A 14,860-nucleotide genomic window follows, 5' to 3' on the forward strand; every position below is an offset into this window, starting at 1 on the left:
TTGCACAAAAAATGACTGATTCAAGTATCACTGAGATTGGTTTAAGTCTAAGAAAGAAACCAGGTAGCTCTCGTTCCCTCTTTGACAGTTTCTGGACAGCGTTGGTCTCCTTATGTATGATCATTACTCTTATTCCATTAGTTGCAGTTCTCATCTTCGTGATGGTTCAAGGGTTAGCGCGGATTAACATAGATTTATTTACTAAGCTTCCCCCACCGCCTGGACTATCGCAAGGGGGTATTGCTAATGCTATTCTTGGGACTTTACTAACTGTAGGGTTAGCAACTATTATTGCTGTTCCCATTGGAGTACTGACTGCTGTTTATCTATCGGAATTTAGTACAGGGAATAAAATCGCTCGTTGGGTCCGTTTTGCGACTAATGTTCTCAGTGGAGTGCCTTCGATTATTGCTGGCATTTTCGCTTATGGTTTATTAGTTGCCACAAAAATCGTCGGGTTTTCCGCTGTTGCAGGAGGATTAGCCTTAGCTGTATTAATGTTACCTACTATTATCCGGACAACGGACGAAGCTTTACAACTTGTTCCTCAAGAGATCCGTTGGGCAGCCTTTGGGCTGGGGGCCTATAATTACCAAACGGTCTTAAAAGTCGTTCTTCCTGCGGCTGTTCCTGCTATTTTAACTGGAATAACCTTAGCGATCGCCCGTGCAGCAGGAGAAACTGCCCCTTTAATTTTTACTGCTTTGTTTTCAAACTTTTGGCCTAAGGGAATTTTTGAGCCTATTGCCACCCTATCAGTGTTAGTTTATAACAATGCTATTGTCCCTTTTAAACCTCAACAAGAATTGGCCTGGGCAGGATCTTTAATTTTGGTCTTGTTAGTGCTAATTACTAGTATGGCCGCTCGTTGGGCAACTCGACAAGAAACCTATTAATAGTGAACAGTTAATTAATCATAGAGAACTTTAATGACAGATCATGACATTTTGGATTCTATTGAAACAGAAACAGTTTTTAGCTTAGAAAATGTTGATATCTTCTATGGAGATTATCGCGCGGTTCGAGATATTACTTTTACCATTCCCAAGAATAAGGTGACTGCTTTTATCGGTCCTTCGGGGTGTGGAAAAAGTACCATTCTACGGTGTCTAAATCGACTCAACGATTTAATCGAAATATTCCACCTGACGGGAACAATTACTTACCATGGACAAAATCTCTATGACCCTGACATTGATTCCGTAGAAGTAAGAAAAAGGATTGGAATGGTTTTCCAAAAACCCAATCCTTTCCCGAAAACCATTTACGATAACATTGTTTACGGAGCTAGGATAAATAATTATGAGGGAGATTTCGATGAATTAGTAGAGACTTCCCTAAAACGGTCCGCCCTTTGGGATGAAGTTAAAGATAAATTGCAAGATAATGGCCTTTCTTTATCAGGAGGACAACAGCAACGTCTATGTATTGCGAGAACCATTGCTGCTCAACCGGAAGTAATTTTAATGGACGAACCCTGCTCAGCTCTTGATCCTATCTCAACCTTAAAAGTTGAAGAATTAATACACGAACTTAAGAAACGGTACACCATTGTAATAGTTACTCACAATATGCAGCAAGCAACCCGAGTAGCTGACTTAACCGCTTTTTTTAATACTGAAGTAACAGAAAAAGGAAGTAAAGTCGGTTATCTTGTAGAATACGATATAACTAAAACTATTTTCGGTAGTTCTCGTCAACAGGATACCAAAGATTACATTAATGGTCGATTTGGCTAGAAGAGATGAGGAAAAAAAGGGGAGAGTAGATGATAACTGTATAACTAATAAAGTACCTCGAGCAGTAGTTTAAATAATAAGTAATGGACTTTATATAAATTTTAGGAGAGTCTAATAAAAATTATGGTGGCTGATACAGAAGCAGTTTTAAAGACTACAAATCTTAATGTTTTTTACGGTTATAGTTTAGCAGTTAGAGAGGTTTCCTTAGATATTTTTAAAAATAAAGTTGTGGCTTTTATTGGTCCTTCAGGTTGCGGAAAAAGTACTGTTCTTCGTTGTTTTAATCGAATGAATGATTTAATTCCCAATGCTAGAATCGACGGCAAAATAACCTTTAAAGGAAGCGATATTTATGCAGATAAGGTTGATCCTACAGACTTACGTTGTCGTATTGGCATGGTATTTCAAAAACCCAATCCTTTTCCAAAGTCTATTTATGAAAATATTGCGTTTGGGGCAAGATTAAATGGATTTAAGGGAGATATGGATGAATTAGTAGAAATATCCTTAAAAAAAGCTGTACTTTGGGATGAAATTAAAGATCAATTAATGCAAAGTGGACTTGCCTTATCGGGAGGACAACAGCAACGTCTGTGCATTGCGAGAACTATTGCCGTTAAACCAGAGGTTATCCTAATGGATGAACCATGTGCTGCTCTTGATCCCATTTCTACTCTTAAAATAGAAGAACTAATCCACGAACTAAAGCAGCAATACACTATCGTTATAGTTACTCATAATATGCAACAGGCATTAAGAGTATCCGACTTTACTGCCTTTTATAATGCAGAAGCTACTAATAAAAAGGAAAAAGTCGGCTATTTAGCAGAATATGATAAAACAGAGGTTATTTTTCAAGCTCCAACTCAGGAAACAACAAAGGACTATGTAAGTGGACGGTTTGGTTAAAATTGATATAAATATCAGCTCTTGCTATACTTGTAGCAATCAAAAGATTTTATACCTTGCAGTATAGATTACCCTTGAATCTGGAGAAACAATGAATAAGTTTTTATTTGTTTCGTACTGTAATCTGGAAAAGTAAGTATTACAAAAATTACACGATTACTCCTTTTTTTGTAAAAGATAAGTCTATATACGATAGATAAAAATAAGAGATTTAATATAATTGGTAAAGGTATTTTTATTCTCTATAATATTTGCGATTTTATCTTTTTACAGATTAACTTCATTTACTTAACTACTAAAGAAGTATTCTCTATTATTTAAAATTTAAATGTTTCCTTTTTTATAAGTTTGTTTAAACAATATTATGAGATTTATTTATACTATTGTTTAACTTGAAGTGTTAATTAAACAAATTAGAAGTATTTATTCAATCAAATGATGTTAAATGTTAATATTCACAATCTTTTCTAGCACTTAATATTGATTCAATAGTCCGTAATAATTTTTCCTGATTCCATTGATAGGATAAACTAGCGGCAATTGCACATCCTCCAGATCCAACACCCTCTTTAACAAATCCTTGTTCGTATGCTGATAATTGAGGATAGAAAGACTCAGCAAAACTTAACTGAGTCCCCAACAGGGGAACCCCACTGATCATCTTAGCTAACCCAATTGTATCCCCTGTGGAATCTTCGACAACCCAACGAGTTGTTCCTACAATAATTTGGTCTAAATTAGCATGTTTTTGAAAATTTTTAACGATTGCCTTGATCAAGGCATAGACTGCTAACATTTGGGTTCCTCCAGATAAAATTACTCCCATTTTATGGCTAGCGGTGATTGCCATACCCGCCGCCACAATTTGCATTGGATCACCGACCGCAGCAACAAGAGAAAATGGATTTATAGGCCGAAAAACAGGGTAAAATCCAGCTTTAGTGAGTCCAGACTGAACAATAGACCATTTTTGCTGATGATTACAGTGAGAATGACTGCTATTAACTTTCCCAATAGCATTAAAGCCTAGTCCTGTGAGAATTGCTAGAGCAGTGGTAGTTCCCCCCACAACACATTCACTTAAAATTAAATAGGAGTTAGGATACTTTTTAGCTATTTTTTCCCCCCATTGTAATCCTTGCTGAAATAGATGATGAATGACAGTTAAAGGTAAGGCTTTTCCTGTTGTCAGACAATTAGCAGTAATCCCTTTTAAATTAAAATTAGGGACAGAAGGAGAGAGTGGTAAACCAGCATTAAACAGATAAATAGGAATGTTAAGAGCTTCTAAAATAGCACGGGTGATAAATACTGGTGAAACCCCCTTAGTTAAGGGAGGTAAAGGATGTTGATAATGAGATTGAACCCCCTTAACTAAAAATTCTGCATCGGCGATGGCTGTATATTTTCGGTCTTCTGGCGTAGCTCCAGCCGCAGAGATTCCTGGGATTAATCCTGTAGATGTAAACCCTAAAATACACGCAAAAACTGGATAAGAATTTTGATGAAATTCTAGCCATTGATTACCCTTACTTTGTTGTGTATAAACTTGAATCACTTGTTTTTAACACCTATTTTAAAAAAAATAAAACGTTACCTTTCACTGTTTTAGACTTTAAATTATTACTTATAATCTAAAATTCTTTGAATCCATCGAGGAGGCTGAGGAATAGGATTTCCTAGTTTGTCTAAAATTAACACAGCAACTAAATGAACAGCAGACATATAAATTAAACTATTAAAAACAACTAATCCAATAGTCAGTAACTGAATGAGATAAAAACTAGGTTGAGACAAAATTCCTAATTTAATAAATAACCATTGAGCTAATTCAGTAATTTGGGTAGTCATATATTGCCATAAATCTTCTCCTAATAAAATTGAAAACAACCAAAAACGAAAAAAGAAGCCAAATGTTCCAATTAACGCCCCTGTTACCATAGAGAATAGCCAACTGCTTCCATATCGCCAACAACACCCTAATTGCACTCCCATTAAGCCGTAAGGCATCAAAAAAACAATACTACGGGTAGGACCCATTAATACTGTCAATAACAAGCCAGACACTAATGCTCCCATCCAAGCAGCGCGATATCCCCAGCGCAAATAGATTAAAGCAATGGGAATAGGAAACAAAATTTTTAAAAAAGGACCGAGAGGAAAATAATAATTAATTAACCAGATTAAACTACAAGCACTAGAGAGAAAAGCTGTTTCCACTATGACTAAAGTGCTACTTTGTTTAACTTTAGACAAGGATAAAGGTCGAATTATTGTGGAATTAGATGTAGACGCACTAACTTTTTCTTGAGTATCATCAGTGTCATCATTAACCCAATTAGACTCACTATCGGTTAAAATATTAGGTTCCAACCCGGATCCTTGATTAGCGTTATCAGAAGAGTAGTTCATTAAATAAAATTATCTAGTTGAGATTTCAAAAAAATAAAGCAATGATTAATCATAAGTCATATATATTCTAATTATTTTAGTATCAGTAGACTACGTATTAATTGTATTACAAGTAGCTAATAAGTTTCATAATTATTCGTATAGAAGTTTTATATAAACCAAACAATGAGTACTTATAATTTTAAAACGACAATTTAGTTCTTGATTGGAATATAAGCGAGAGTAGATAATGCCTAATTTTTCAAAAAAAGTTAACTATATACAATGCTTAAGTTATCGAACAATAAATGTATAATTCTCAAAAAATATAGCAAAAAATAAAATCTTAGCTTGTTTTAATAGCTTTAAATAATAATCATATCAAGTAATACATAAGATAACCTTAGCTTTCTTATTTTCTGAGTAAACTAATATTTTATTGTATGTCTAGAGTGGACAGTTTCAAAAATAAAATATTTTTATCGATTAAATATTCCAGCACAATAAGTATTTTACTATTATGTAAATAATCCTAAAAACATTTACAAACTAAGTTAATAAATTTTAAATTGTGTTAATACTAGAGGGATATGATTTTCTATATTTAAGATAATAAACAGATTGTAGGCAATTATTATTGTAGTTTTTTTGTTAATGGAATGCATTTAACATAACAGTACTCAATTTTAACATCTAATTTTAGATCAGATTATTTGTCCTGTTAAATTTTTTTTAAATAAATTTTTCTTTAAATAAACAATGTCCAACAGCTAATAAAGCTGGAATAATAGAAGACGAAGAAAATGCTAATTTTCTTCGTCTTCATTAATATCTTGTGTTCCTGCTTCAACTTTATGTTGGGGTGGAATTGCAGCGATAATAGCATCAATCACTTTGTTGATCGCAATGATTTCTAAGCCTATGTCATCAGCAAAAGTCTGACCCTTAGGCACAATTGCCCGCTTAAAGCCTAACTTAGCTGCTTCTTTAAGACGTAATTCCATTTGGGACACAAGCCGAACTTGTCCCCCTAATCCTACTTCACCAATCAAGACGGTGCGAGGATCAACTACCCGGTCACGAAAACTGGCCACTACAGCAATCGCAACTCCCAGATCAGCAGCTGGCTCTTCTACTCCTAACCCACCAGCAGATGCAACATAAGCATCTAATTTCGATAATGGAATACCTACCCGCTTTTCCAAGACAGCTAGAATCTGTTGTAAGCGATTGTAATCGACTCCAGTAGTGGAACGACGAGGGGAAGAATAACTCGTAGGGCTAACTAATGCTTGCAATTCTACCACTAAAGGACGGGTTCCTTCACAAGCGACTACAGTAGCAGTTCCCGGGGCAAATTCATCACGATTGCCTAGAAATAATTCCGAAGGATTAAGAACTTCTACCAACCCATGTTCAGCCATTTCAAAAATCCCAATTTCATGGGTCGCCCCAAAGCGATTTTTAACAGATCTGAGAAGACGGTGGGAAGCATAACGGTCACCCTCAAAATATAGAACTGTATCTACTAAATGTTCAAGCACTCTTGGTCCAGCAATCGCGCCTTCTTTAGTTACATGACCAACAATTAGTAGGGTTATATTCTCTCGTTTAGCTACTTGCATCAACGCTGAAGTACACTCACGGACTTGGGCAACTGAGCCGGGGGCTGAAGTTAAAGCAGCAAAATAAAGAGTTTGTATGCTATCGATAACAGCAACTTGTGGCTTTAATGATTCTAACTCTCTCAGAATTTCTTCTAGATCCGTTTCTGGTAAAACATAAAGGTTCGCACGGGTGTTGTTTGTCTCTGAATTTACTGATTTTGATTCTTTGAGTTCTTGACTATTACTGTCAAAGTCATTGGTCGTTGTTGTTTCTTTAACCCCTAATCGGGAAGCCCTTAATTTCACTTGTTGCCCTGATTCTTCAGCGGATACATAGAGAATTCGAGGTAATCTTTGGGATAATTGGTTAGCAGTTTGTAGCAGTAAAGTGGACTTCCCAATTCCTGGATCACCTCCAATCAAAACAAGAGAACCAGGAACCACACCCCCACCGAGAACTCTGTCTAATTCTTCATATCCCGACGGAAACCTAATTTGTTCCTCTTGGGTAATTGCCGAAAATGGAACTGAAATTCGAGGTTTAGGGTGTGCAGGTAGAGAAGTCTGCGAACGGGCGTTAGATTGCCATCCTCCTCGTAAAATACTTCCTGATGGACTAGAGTTAATAACTTGTTCTTCCAAAGTCCCATAAACTCCGCAACTAGGGCATTTACCAAACCACTGAGGAGATTCTGCACCACAAGTATTACAAACATGAATGGTTCGAGATTTTACCATAATGTCTTTTTTAAGAAAGGTTAAAAAAACTTAAAAAACTAGCTAGTTAGACTCCAAGATAATTAGAAAATGATAGGGGGTATACTGTTTCAGTATTCCATTTACAATCGTCCCTACGGGGGAGAGGATCCATATTTATTGAGTTCACCATAATGGGAAAGCGATATTCTAGAAATATCGCTATGTTACTTAAAAGTCAGAAATTTTACATTAAGGAGTATTGGGCAAATTGGAAATTCATAAAGAGAAAATTTTAGTTGTTGATGATGAAGCCAGCATCCGTCGCATTTTAGAAACTCGTTTATCTATGATTGGTTACGATGTGGTCACAGCTGCCGATGGGGAAGAAGCTTTAGATACTTTTCATAAGGCCGATCCTGATTTAGTTGTTTTGGATGTCATGATGCCTAAGCTTGATGGTTATGGTGTCTGTCAAGAGTTACGCAAAGAATCGGATATCCCTATCATCATGTTAACTGCTTTGGGAGATGTTGCTGATCGTATTACAGGGTTAGAGTTAGGAGCTGATGATTATGTAGTCAAACCTTTTTCTCCTAAGGAATTAGAAGCAAGAATCAGATCTGTATTACGACGGGCTGATAAAAATGGAACTTCAGGAATCCCCAGTTCAGGGGTTATTTATATCGGATCAATTAGAATTGATACGAACAAACGTCAAGTTTACAAAGGAGACGAACGCATCCGCTTGACGGGGATGGAATTTAGTCTATTAGAGTTGTTGGTTAGTCGCTCAGGTGAACCTTTTTCTCGTTCAGAAATTCTACAGGAGGTCTGGGGATATACTCCAGAACGTCATGTGGATACCCGTGTAGTTGATGTTCATATTTCCCGTCTAAGGGCAAAATTAGAGGATGATCCGAGTAACCCTGAGTTGATTCTGACAGCGAGGGGAACTGGCTATCTTTTTCAACGTATTTTAGAGTTAGGAGAAGAGTTGTGACTGCTCCCCGTCAAGCTAAAGCTCTGGCGGGAACAAAATACTTAATTTTTGTCTAACTAATTTGTAAAGCTAATTGCTTAATTTGTGTACGGATATTTCATCCGATGTTTTTGCTACTTGCAGACTTCATTGCTCATAATCATTTTTCCGTAGTTACTACTAACAATGATAGAGCGGTCACCTCCAAACAAAACTGAGCCTATTTTTACATCGACATTAGTATGTTTACGAATATAAGCTCGACTTTTTTGATCAATTGTTTGAGCTATAGACTGATATATTTTCTCAGTCCAGTTGCTTTCCATTCTTTTATCATAGTCTTGTAATAATTTTAATCCATTGTCAGTGGTAGAACTTTTTAAAAGTTGTTGCAACCTAATAGTTGGATAGCCCATTTTCACTCCATGAGCAACTAAGATTTCTAATCTTCCATCAGCTAAGTTATTATGTGTGTGGAAAATTCCGCCAGCTAATTTAATTAATTTGCCATGATAGCCAAACAGTAGAATATAAGCTACTTTTTGAAATCCAGCCGCTACTAATAAAGGTCCTAACCAGTTTGCGGTCTTAATTACTTTTTTGGGATTTATTCCTTGTTTTATTGCTAAACTTAAACCATTTTCCCCCAAACAAAATACTAAACTATTAAACTGTTTAGCTTTAGCAGCTAATTCCTTCTGATATGCTGTTAACTGATTGGCAGCAGTTAAGGGTCTAGAAATACCAGTAGTTCCTAACAAAGAAAGTCCTTTTACTACTCCAAATGATTCATTAGATGTTCTTCTAGCTAATTTTTTTCCTTGCGGTAAAATAATAGTTACAATAATGCTTTCCGTTGGCTTGAGATATTTTTTAAGATTTTCCTGTAATATTTTTTTTGCATAAGAGTAAATAGCGTATTTCCCATTGTTGTTAACCTGAATACCAATTCCTTCGCCTCCTTTAACCAAAATTTGTTTACAAACATCTACTTGAGTGTGTTTATCTAATTCAACTAGTACCCAAACTGGAGTATTTCTGGTTAAATCTAAATTGTCTCCTGGATCACTTCTTGTAATGGCTAAAGCCGAATTAAAACTAATTTTAGCTACTTGTTCAATTGGAATATCAACTACTTTAGACGGTTTAATTAAATCCACAGAGACAGTATTATTAATATCTTTTTTTTGAAGATGACCTAAAGCTGCAATTGCTGATGCACAAGCAAATACAGGTAACGTATAGCCAGAACGAAGAGATTCATTAATCATTGTTTATTTCGTTGATTAGCTAATTTTAATTGTCGTTGTTTTTCTCGTTGGCGTTCTATCTTTTTTAAAGATAAATTGGAAATACAGTTAGGACAAGATACTCCTTCTTCATACTCTAAATATAATTTATCTATTTCAGAAATTGGATGACCACAACTAAGACATATTTCATAACTGCCTTTCTCTAAATTATGTTTAACTGCCACTCTTTTATCAAAAACGAAACATTCTCCATCCCATAAGCTTTGTTCTGCTTTTACTTTTTCTAGATATTTTAAAATTCCTCCTTTGAGATGATATACTTCCTTAAATCCTTGACTAATTAGGAAAGAAGTGGCTTTCTCACAACGAATCCCCCCTGTACAAAACATAGCCACTTTTTTATGTTGAGATGGATTAAGATTTTGGGCAACATAATTAGGAAATTCACGAAAACAATTAGTTTTAGGATTAATTGCTCCTTTAAAGCTTCCCATCTCGACCTCATAATTATTACGGGTATCAATGACTAAAATATCTGGTTCAGAAATTAAATGGTTCCAGTCATTATAGTCAACATATGTCCCGACCTTTTCAAACGAATTTATATCTGGAACTCCTAGAGTAACAATCTCTTTTTTCAATCTAACTTTCATTCGTTCAAACGGTAAATAATCTACAGGTGCTTCTTTTGTCTCTAGGTCAGTTAAACGAGGATCACAACGTAAGTAAGTCATTACAGCATCAAGTCCGTGACGAGATCCCACAATGGTTCCATTTATCCCTTCTTTGGCTAATAGGATTGTGCCTTTAATGGCTTTCTGGTAGCAAAATTCTAGTAATGGTTTTTGCTTTGTTTCAAAATCCGCTAATGTCACAAATTTATAGAAGGTGGCAACGATTTGATTCATAGGAAGGTAGTTTGAAATAACTTGTCATTTTAATGATTCTATGTGTATAATAACGAGGTGGACAAGTTCTTGGAAACTTTTCATGAATTGTCTATCTGATAAGATGATATGGGGGTATAGCTCAGTTGGTAGAGCGCCTGCTTTGCAAGCAGGACGTCAGCGGTTCAAGTCCGCTTACCTCCATTTAGTTGTTCTTTTTTTACAATTTAGCCCGATGTTTGACTAACTAGGTGTCAAATAATAGTACAGAACAAAGAGTATTGATTAGATGTTGCCGTAACTATTAGGATTTTTAAGTAAATATAGATATTTAAGTTTTAGGAATAGTGCATTATCTTTTCTTCATCGTTAAAACTCCTTAATTTAAAAAGATAATGGTTCCCTCTAATATGACAATGTATTAGTGACTGTTAACTTTTTTCTTTATAAACACTGACAAAACAAAAACCAGAAGAAAGTCGTTCTCTGTTTAGTTAAATTCATATATATATGCTGAGATTAGGTGGAAAAATTATTGTATTAAAAATAAAAATTAAGATATTATTTCTTGTAAAGAAATAGAAATATCGAAAATAAAAAAACTTATACGATAAATAATCACTTAACAAGAAGTTTTAATTACTACTTATTAAGTCTACTGAAAAGTATCTTATAAGTTAATATAAAATTTAGTTATATTAACTTATAAGATACTTTTCTTCAATAATCGAACTAGTAAAATTTTTACTGTTTAAAACAACTAATCTAAATATCTATTTTTCTGTTATTGTTATATTACAATCTATAATATTTTTGTTTTTCAGGACTGTAATTAGTAGTATAAAAGAATCTAAAAATTTCCTATAATAGGGTAAAAAATAAAAGTATTTTTCACCCTATTATAGCAGTTATAATTCATACGCTATTTAGCAAAACTATTGTTCTTTAATTAAATTATATTTTTTTATTCAAGTTATATTTTTTACCTATAATTATTTTTTATTCTTTATTCTTTATTCTTAATCTTATTATGCCTTGTCTTTTTTCGTAAACAATTAAGTGTAAAAGTTTGGCATAACTATTTAAATATAGTTTAGTAAAGCCCCAAAATAAATTTTTTATTATTTATACCTCGTGGGATTGATGATCTTAGCTGAAATAAAATATCATAAAGTCTTTATACTGTTATCTCTAACGTCATGAAGGATTAAGCCTCTCCTTTTTAGGGAAAGGCTTGAAAACTAGTTATGGCTTAAAAGTTAGAGTGTCAGCGTCTTCTACCACTAAAATTACGAGAACGAGAACGTGACCGAGGATAACTGCTACCAAAACCTCTCCTCCGTTGGGTAGTTGGCTTAGACCTTCCAGAGGTTCTTAGCCGACTCGAGCCTATCCCTGAACCACTTGATTTGGTAGAATTAGGAAAATTTTTACGGGTTGAAGAGGTTGAAGAAGATCGTCTTAGATTTCCTGAAGTCCGTAGTATCTTACGATTTTTTACAGCTGCCGGAGGAGCATTGTATTTGCTTCGGTAGCTATCAACTGCTTGAGTATAAGTGTTTCCGTGACCGCCATATCCCCTTATAATACCTCCTGATTGATACATGGGAGGAACATAGTAGCGAGGGCTAAATAGTAAACTTCCTACTGCTTGACCCGCTAACGCCCCAGCAAAAGGTGTCCAAAAATTGGATTCCCTATGCACTACTACGGTTTGCTGTTGTCCAGTTTGAGGGTTAGTTTGGGTTTCAGTTACGGTATGAACATATTCAATTTTAAAGTCTTTGGTGAGGAACATAATAGCGTCATTAATTCCGGTAATTTCGACCGAAGTTTTATCCCCATTAGCGATTTGTTCATCTGTCAATTGTGCCATTTGTAAGTCAGCAGTCTGATAGACAGAAGATTTTCCTCGAGGTGTATTTAACAGTATCAGGGTATAGGTGCCATCTGCATCATCATAGCTTGCCTGTTGTACTGGATAAGTTCCTTTATCTACTTGGTTAGGAGAAATAACTAGTGAACTCTTATTGGTGGGAGAAGACTGTTGAGTCGAAGTTGTTGACGAACCACAGGCTACTGTCGTCCAACATAGAGCTACGATCATTAAAATAGTAATAAATCTACGTGACATAGGTTTAGATTATTAGATTAGGATTGTTCATAAATAAACGAGTTCTGAAAAATTAAGCAATAGTTGATCATTAGTAAGTTCGTCACCCAACTGAGCGGGGGAAAAGTGAATTTGTATCGCTTCTAAAACCCCTTGATAATTGAGATTAATAAGGGCTTTAAGTCCTTTTTCTAAGGCTAAGCGATCAGCTAAATTAGTTTCTAATTCAGGCGCTTCACCTTTAAAGGCTACTATGATCATAACAACTACATTACTAGTCATAGGAAGGGACAAAGGGGTATTTGCATCACTGGTAAAACTGTCAAACTCTGGTCCACTGAGATAACGTTGGGCAGAATCAGTAAATAATTCGGTTATATAATCCCCTGCCTCTTCTTCTTTCCAAAAAACATCCCCTTCATTGGCCGCTGATCGCCAATAAATAGACATTTCTAGGATTTTTTCGCAGATAATAGCTAAGCATTCTCCTAACACACCTAAATCGCCTTCGGATTCTAGAGCCTCCTGAGAAGTATTGTTAAGAACTCCTAAAAGAGTGGCGACTTCATCTCCGGCAAGATGGATGAAAATACGAGAGACTACAAAACGGTTTTTCCCTGTCCACTTATTAAAGCGATTACCTAAAGAACTCATGATAGTATTTTCCTTTACTATAGATAATTGAAAGAGAGATAGGAAAATTTTCAGTATATAATTGTTAAGAACTAACTTGATTTTTCATTATTTCCATCTGACTGTTTGTCTTCTTCTTGGTCTTGAGCAAACATCTCTAACAGATCGAAAGAAGATGATTCTGTTTCAAGACTGTCCGTGTCTAATTTAATCTCTTGTAAGTCTTTTCTGGTAAGAGATTCATCTGTTTTAGATTGATCATCTGTACCCATCGTTAGTATTTTTTCAAATTCTTCTCGGCTGATTTTCTCCGAAAAAACAGGTTCTTTTAAAGTTTCCTGTGTATCTTCTTGTAATTGTTCGATCTCAAAAGTTTTTTGGTTTATTTCTGGTGTAATTTCTGTCTCTTCAAGGATTGTTTTTATTGTTCTAGGTTGTTCTGAAAAATCAAAGTTATTCTCCTTTACTTGTTGAGTCGCAAATTTGTCTTGTTCCTCTGGTATTTCTGTTATTTCATCTTCTACAACTATTGTATTTTTAGAAATTGCTTCAAATGGTTCAGGTTTATTCAAAATGTCAGACTTTTCCGAGTCTTCTTTTTTATTGACATCCAATTCCTGTCGATTAGATGATTTAGTAATTATTTCTGGCTGTGGTTGAGAGTTCAGGTTTCTAAACTTAAATAGAGACCTTAAAGAGGACATTAAGGGGAAGTTTTTCTTTTTATGTTTTTTAAGTTCTAATTCAACGGGGGTGGAAGATCCGGATTTGGTTTCGGTTTCTACAATGGGAGTTTCTGTTGGTTTTTCTATCAGTAGGGATGAAGGAAGTTCTTCATCCGAAATTAACAATTCAGATACTTTTTCAGAAGAGGTTTCTCTAATTTCTGTTTCTTCTATTAAGGAAATCGTTTCTGTTGACTCTTCTACGGATCCTTCTGTTGACTCTTCTACGGATCCTTCTGTTGACTCTTCTACGGATCCTTCTGTTGACTCTTCTACGGATCCTTCTGTTGACTCTTCTACGGATCCTTCTGTTGACTCTTCTGCGGATCCTTCTGTTGACTCTTGAATAAAGGTCTCTTCTATTCCTAGAAAGGCTTTTTCTTCAGTAGATATCTCTTTAGAGACTGGCTGAGAAAATTCTCTTGTCAAGAGTTCTTTCCCGTCTGTTCCTGTCTCTATTATTGGGGATGGAGTATTATTCGTAGTAGTAGAGTTTATTTGGAATCCTAAACGGTTTTTCACCCAACGTAGAACAGAAAAACCAGTTAGAGCAGTTTGGTTTTCGGGGTAAGCAGTTACCCGTCTCAACTGCACTGTTTGCCATCCGAAAGATACTACCAAGATAACTGCCGCTAACTGTCCCAATAAAATTCCACCAGTGATGCGCTCAGCACATATCCATAAAACTAGGGCATAAAATAGACCAACACCACTCCAAAGAAAATCGTCTTGACGATGCAATTTAGGTAACAAGAAAGCTGATAAATACAAACTTATGCTAGTGAAGGCGATGACAATTGCTAGGATGTAGGCCAACATCGAATGGGTTACTCCTTGGGTATTCTCTTTATTATTGTGAGGCATCTTGCCTCTTATTGTTCATTGGATTCACGATCCAGTTTTTCACTTACCAGTTTTCCAC

12 protein-coding genes and 1 tRNA gene are annotated in these 14,860 nt (G+C 35.3%); 5 read left to right on the forward strand and 8 right to left on the reverse strand.

Features of this window, described 5'->3' with window-relative positions; genetic code table 11:
• The first annotated feature begins 11 nt into the window (after positions 1-11).
• From pstA to pstB (OXU93_RS04390), 3 genes are all read left to right on the forward strand, one after another.
• The gene (gene pstA / locus OXU93_RS04380; protein WP_267382660.1) at positions 12-896 is read left to right on the forward strand and encodes a phosphate ABC transporter permease PstA; all 885 of its coding nucleotides are present in this window, start codon (positions 12-14) and stop codon (positions 894-896) included.
• A gap of 33 nt (positions 897-929) precedes the next feature.
• Positions 930-1,739 (forward strand): phosphate ABC transporter ATP-binding protein PstB, encoded by an 810-nt coding sequence (gene pstB / locus OXU93_RS04385; RefSeq protein ID WP_267382663.1) that lies wholly within the window; start codon positions 930-932, stop codon positions 1,737-1,739.
• A gap of 123 nt (positions 1,740-1,862) precedes the next feature.
• A complete protein-coding gene (gene pstB, locus OXU93_RS04390) occupies positions 1,863-2,651 on the forward strand; it encodes a phosphate ABC transporter ATP-binding protein PstB (protein WP_267382665.1) in 789 nt (262 codons plus the stop codon).
• Between the two features lie 448 nt (positions 2,652-3,099).
• On the opposite strand, the gene cobT is transcribed toward pstB (OXU93_RS04390), so the two are convergent.
• The 3 genes from cobT to radA all read right to left on the reverse strand — a co-directional run bounded on the left by cobT (position 3,100) and on the right by radA (position 7,387).
• On the reverse strand, positions 3,100-4,209 hold the full coding sequence (cobT, locus tag OXU93_RS04395) for a nicotinate mononucleotide-dependent phosphoribosyltransferase CobT (protein WP_267382666.1): 1,110 nt from the start codon (positions 4,207-4,209) through the stop codon (positions 3,100-3,102).
• A 65-nt stretch (positions 4,210-4,274) separates the two neighbouring features.
• On the reverse strand, positions 4,275-5,063 hold the full coding sequence (locus OXU93_RS04400) for a DUF2232 domain-containing protein (protein WP_267382670.1): 789 nt from the start codon (positions 5,061-5,063) through the stop codon (positions 4,275-4,277).
• A gap of 785 nt (positions 5,064-5,848) precedes the next feature.
• Positions 5,849-7,387, reverse strand: a complete 1,539-nt coding sequence (gene radA, locus OXU93_RS04405) for a DNA repair protein RadA (protein WP_267382673.1) — start codon at positions 7,385-7,387, stop codon at positions 5,849-5,851.
• Between the two features lie 229 nt (positions 7,388-7,616).
• On the opposite strand from radA, the gene rpaB reads away from it, so the two are divergent.
• The gene (gene rpaB / locus OXU93_RS04410; protein ID WP_267382675.1) at positions 7,617-8,348 is read left to right on the forward strand and encodes a response regulator transcription factor RpaB; all 732 of its coding nucleotides are present in this window, start codon (positions 7,617-7,619) and stop codon (positions 8,346-8,348) included.
• A 113-nt stretch (positions 8,349-8,461) separates the two neighbouring features.
• On the opposite strand, the gene cbiD is transcribed toward rpaB, so the two are convergent.
• Together cbiD and OXU93_RS04420 are read right to left on the reverse strand one after the other, a co-directional pair.
• Positions 8,462-9,598 carry a cobalt-precorrin-5B (C(1))-methyltransferase CbiD gene (gene cbiD, locus OXU93_RS04415; RefSeq protein ID WP_267382677.1) on the reverse strand — a complete coding sequence of 379 codons (1,137 nt, stop codon included), beginning with the start codon at positions 9,596-9,598 and terminating at the stop codon, positions 8,462-8,464.
• Positions 9,595-10,488, reverse strand: coding sequence for a rhodanese-related sulfurtransferase (locus OXU93_RS04420; protein ID WP_267382679.1), 894 nt, complete (start codon positions 10,486-10,488; stop codon positions 9,595-9,597). The genes cbiD and OXU93_RS04420 overlap by 4 nt, the downstream gene beginning before the upstream one ends.
• A 110-nt stretch (positions 10,489-10,598) precedes the next feature.
• On the opposite strand from OXU93_RS04420, the gene OXU93_RS04425 reads away from it, so the two are divergent.
• Positions 10,599-10,671, forward strand: a tRNA-Ala gene (locus tag OXU93_RS04425).
• A gap of 1,063 nt (positions 10,672-11,734) precedes the next feature.
• Here OXU93_RS04425 and OXU93_RS04430 read toward each other — a convergent pair.
• The 3 genes from OXU93_RS04430 to OXU93_RS04440 all read right to left on the reverse strand — a co-directional run bounded on the left by OXU93_RS04430 (position 11,735) and on the right by OXU93_RS04440 (position 14,802).
• Positions 11,735-12,601 carry a hypothetical protein gene (locus OXU93_RS04430; protein ID WP_267382681.1) on the reverse strand — a complete coding sequence of 289 codons (867 nt, stop codon included), beginning with the start codon at positions 12,599-12,601 and terminating at the stop codon, positions 11,735-11,737.
• A 27-nt stretch (positions 12,602-12,628) separates the two neighbouring features.
• Positions 12,629-13,234: a DUF1517 domain-containing protein gene (locus OXU93_RS04435; protein ID WP_267382684.1), complete on the reverse strand. Its 606-nt coding sequence runs from the start codon at positions 13,232-13,234 to the stop codon at positions 12,629-12,631.
• Positions 13,235-13,305: 71 nt separating this feature from the next.
• Positions 13,306-14,802 carry a Ycf66 family protein gene (locus OXU93_RS04440; protein ID WP_267382687.1) on the reverse strand — a complete coding sequence of 499 codons (1,497 nt, stop codon included), beginning with the start codon at positions 14,800-14,802 and terminating at the stop codon, positions 13,306-13,308.
• Between the last annotated feature and the right edge of the window lie 58 nt (positions 14,803-14,860).

Source organism: Cyanobacterium sp. uoEpiScrs1 (genome assembly GCF_947331815.1).
In the GTDB taxonomy this organism is placed as follows: domain Bacteria; phylum Cyanobacteriota; class Cyanobacteriia; order Cyanobacteriales; family Microcystaceae; genus Rippkaea.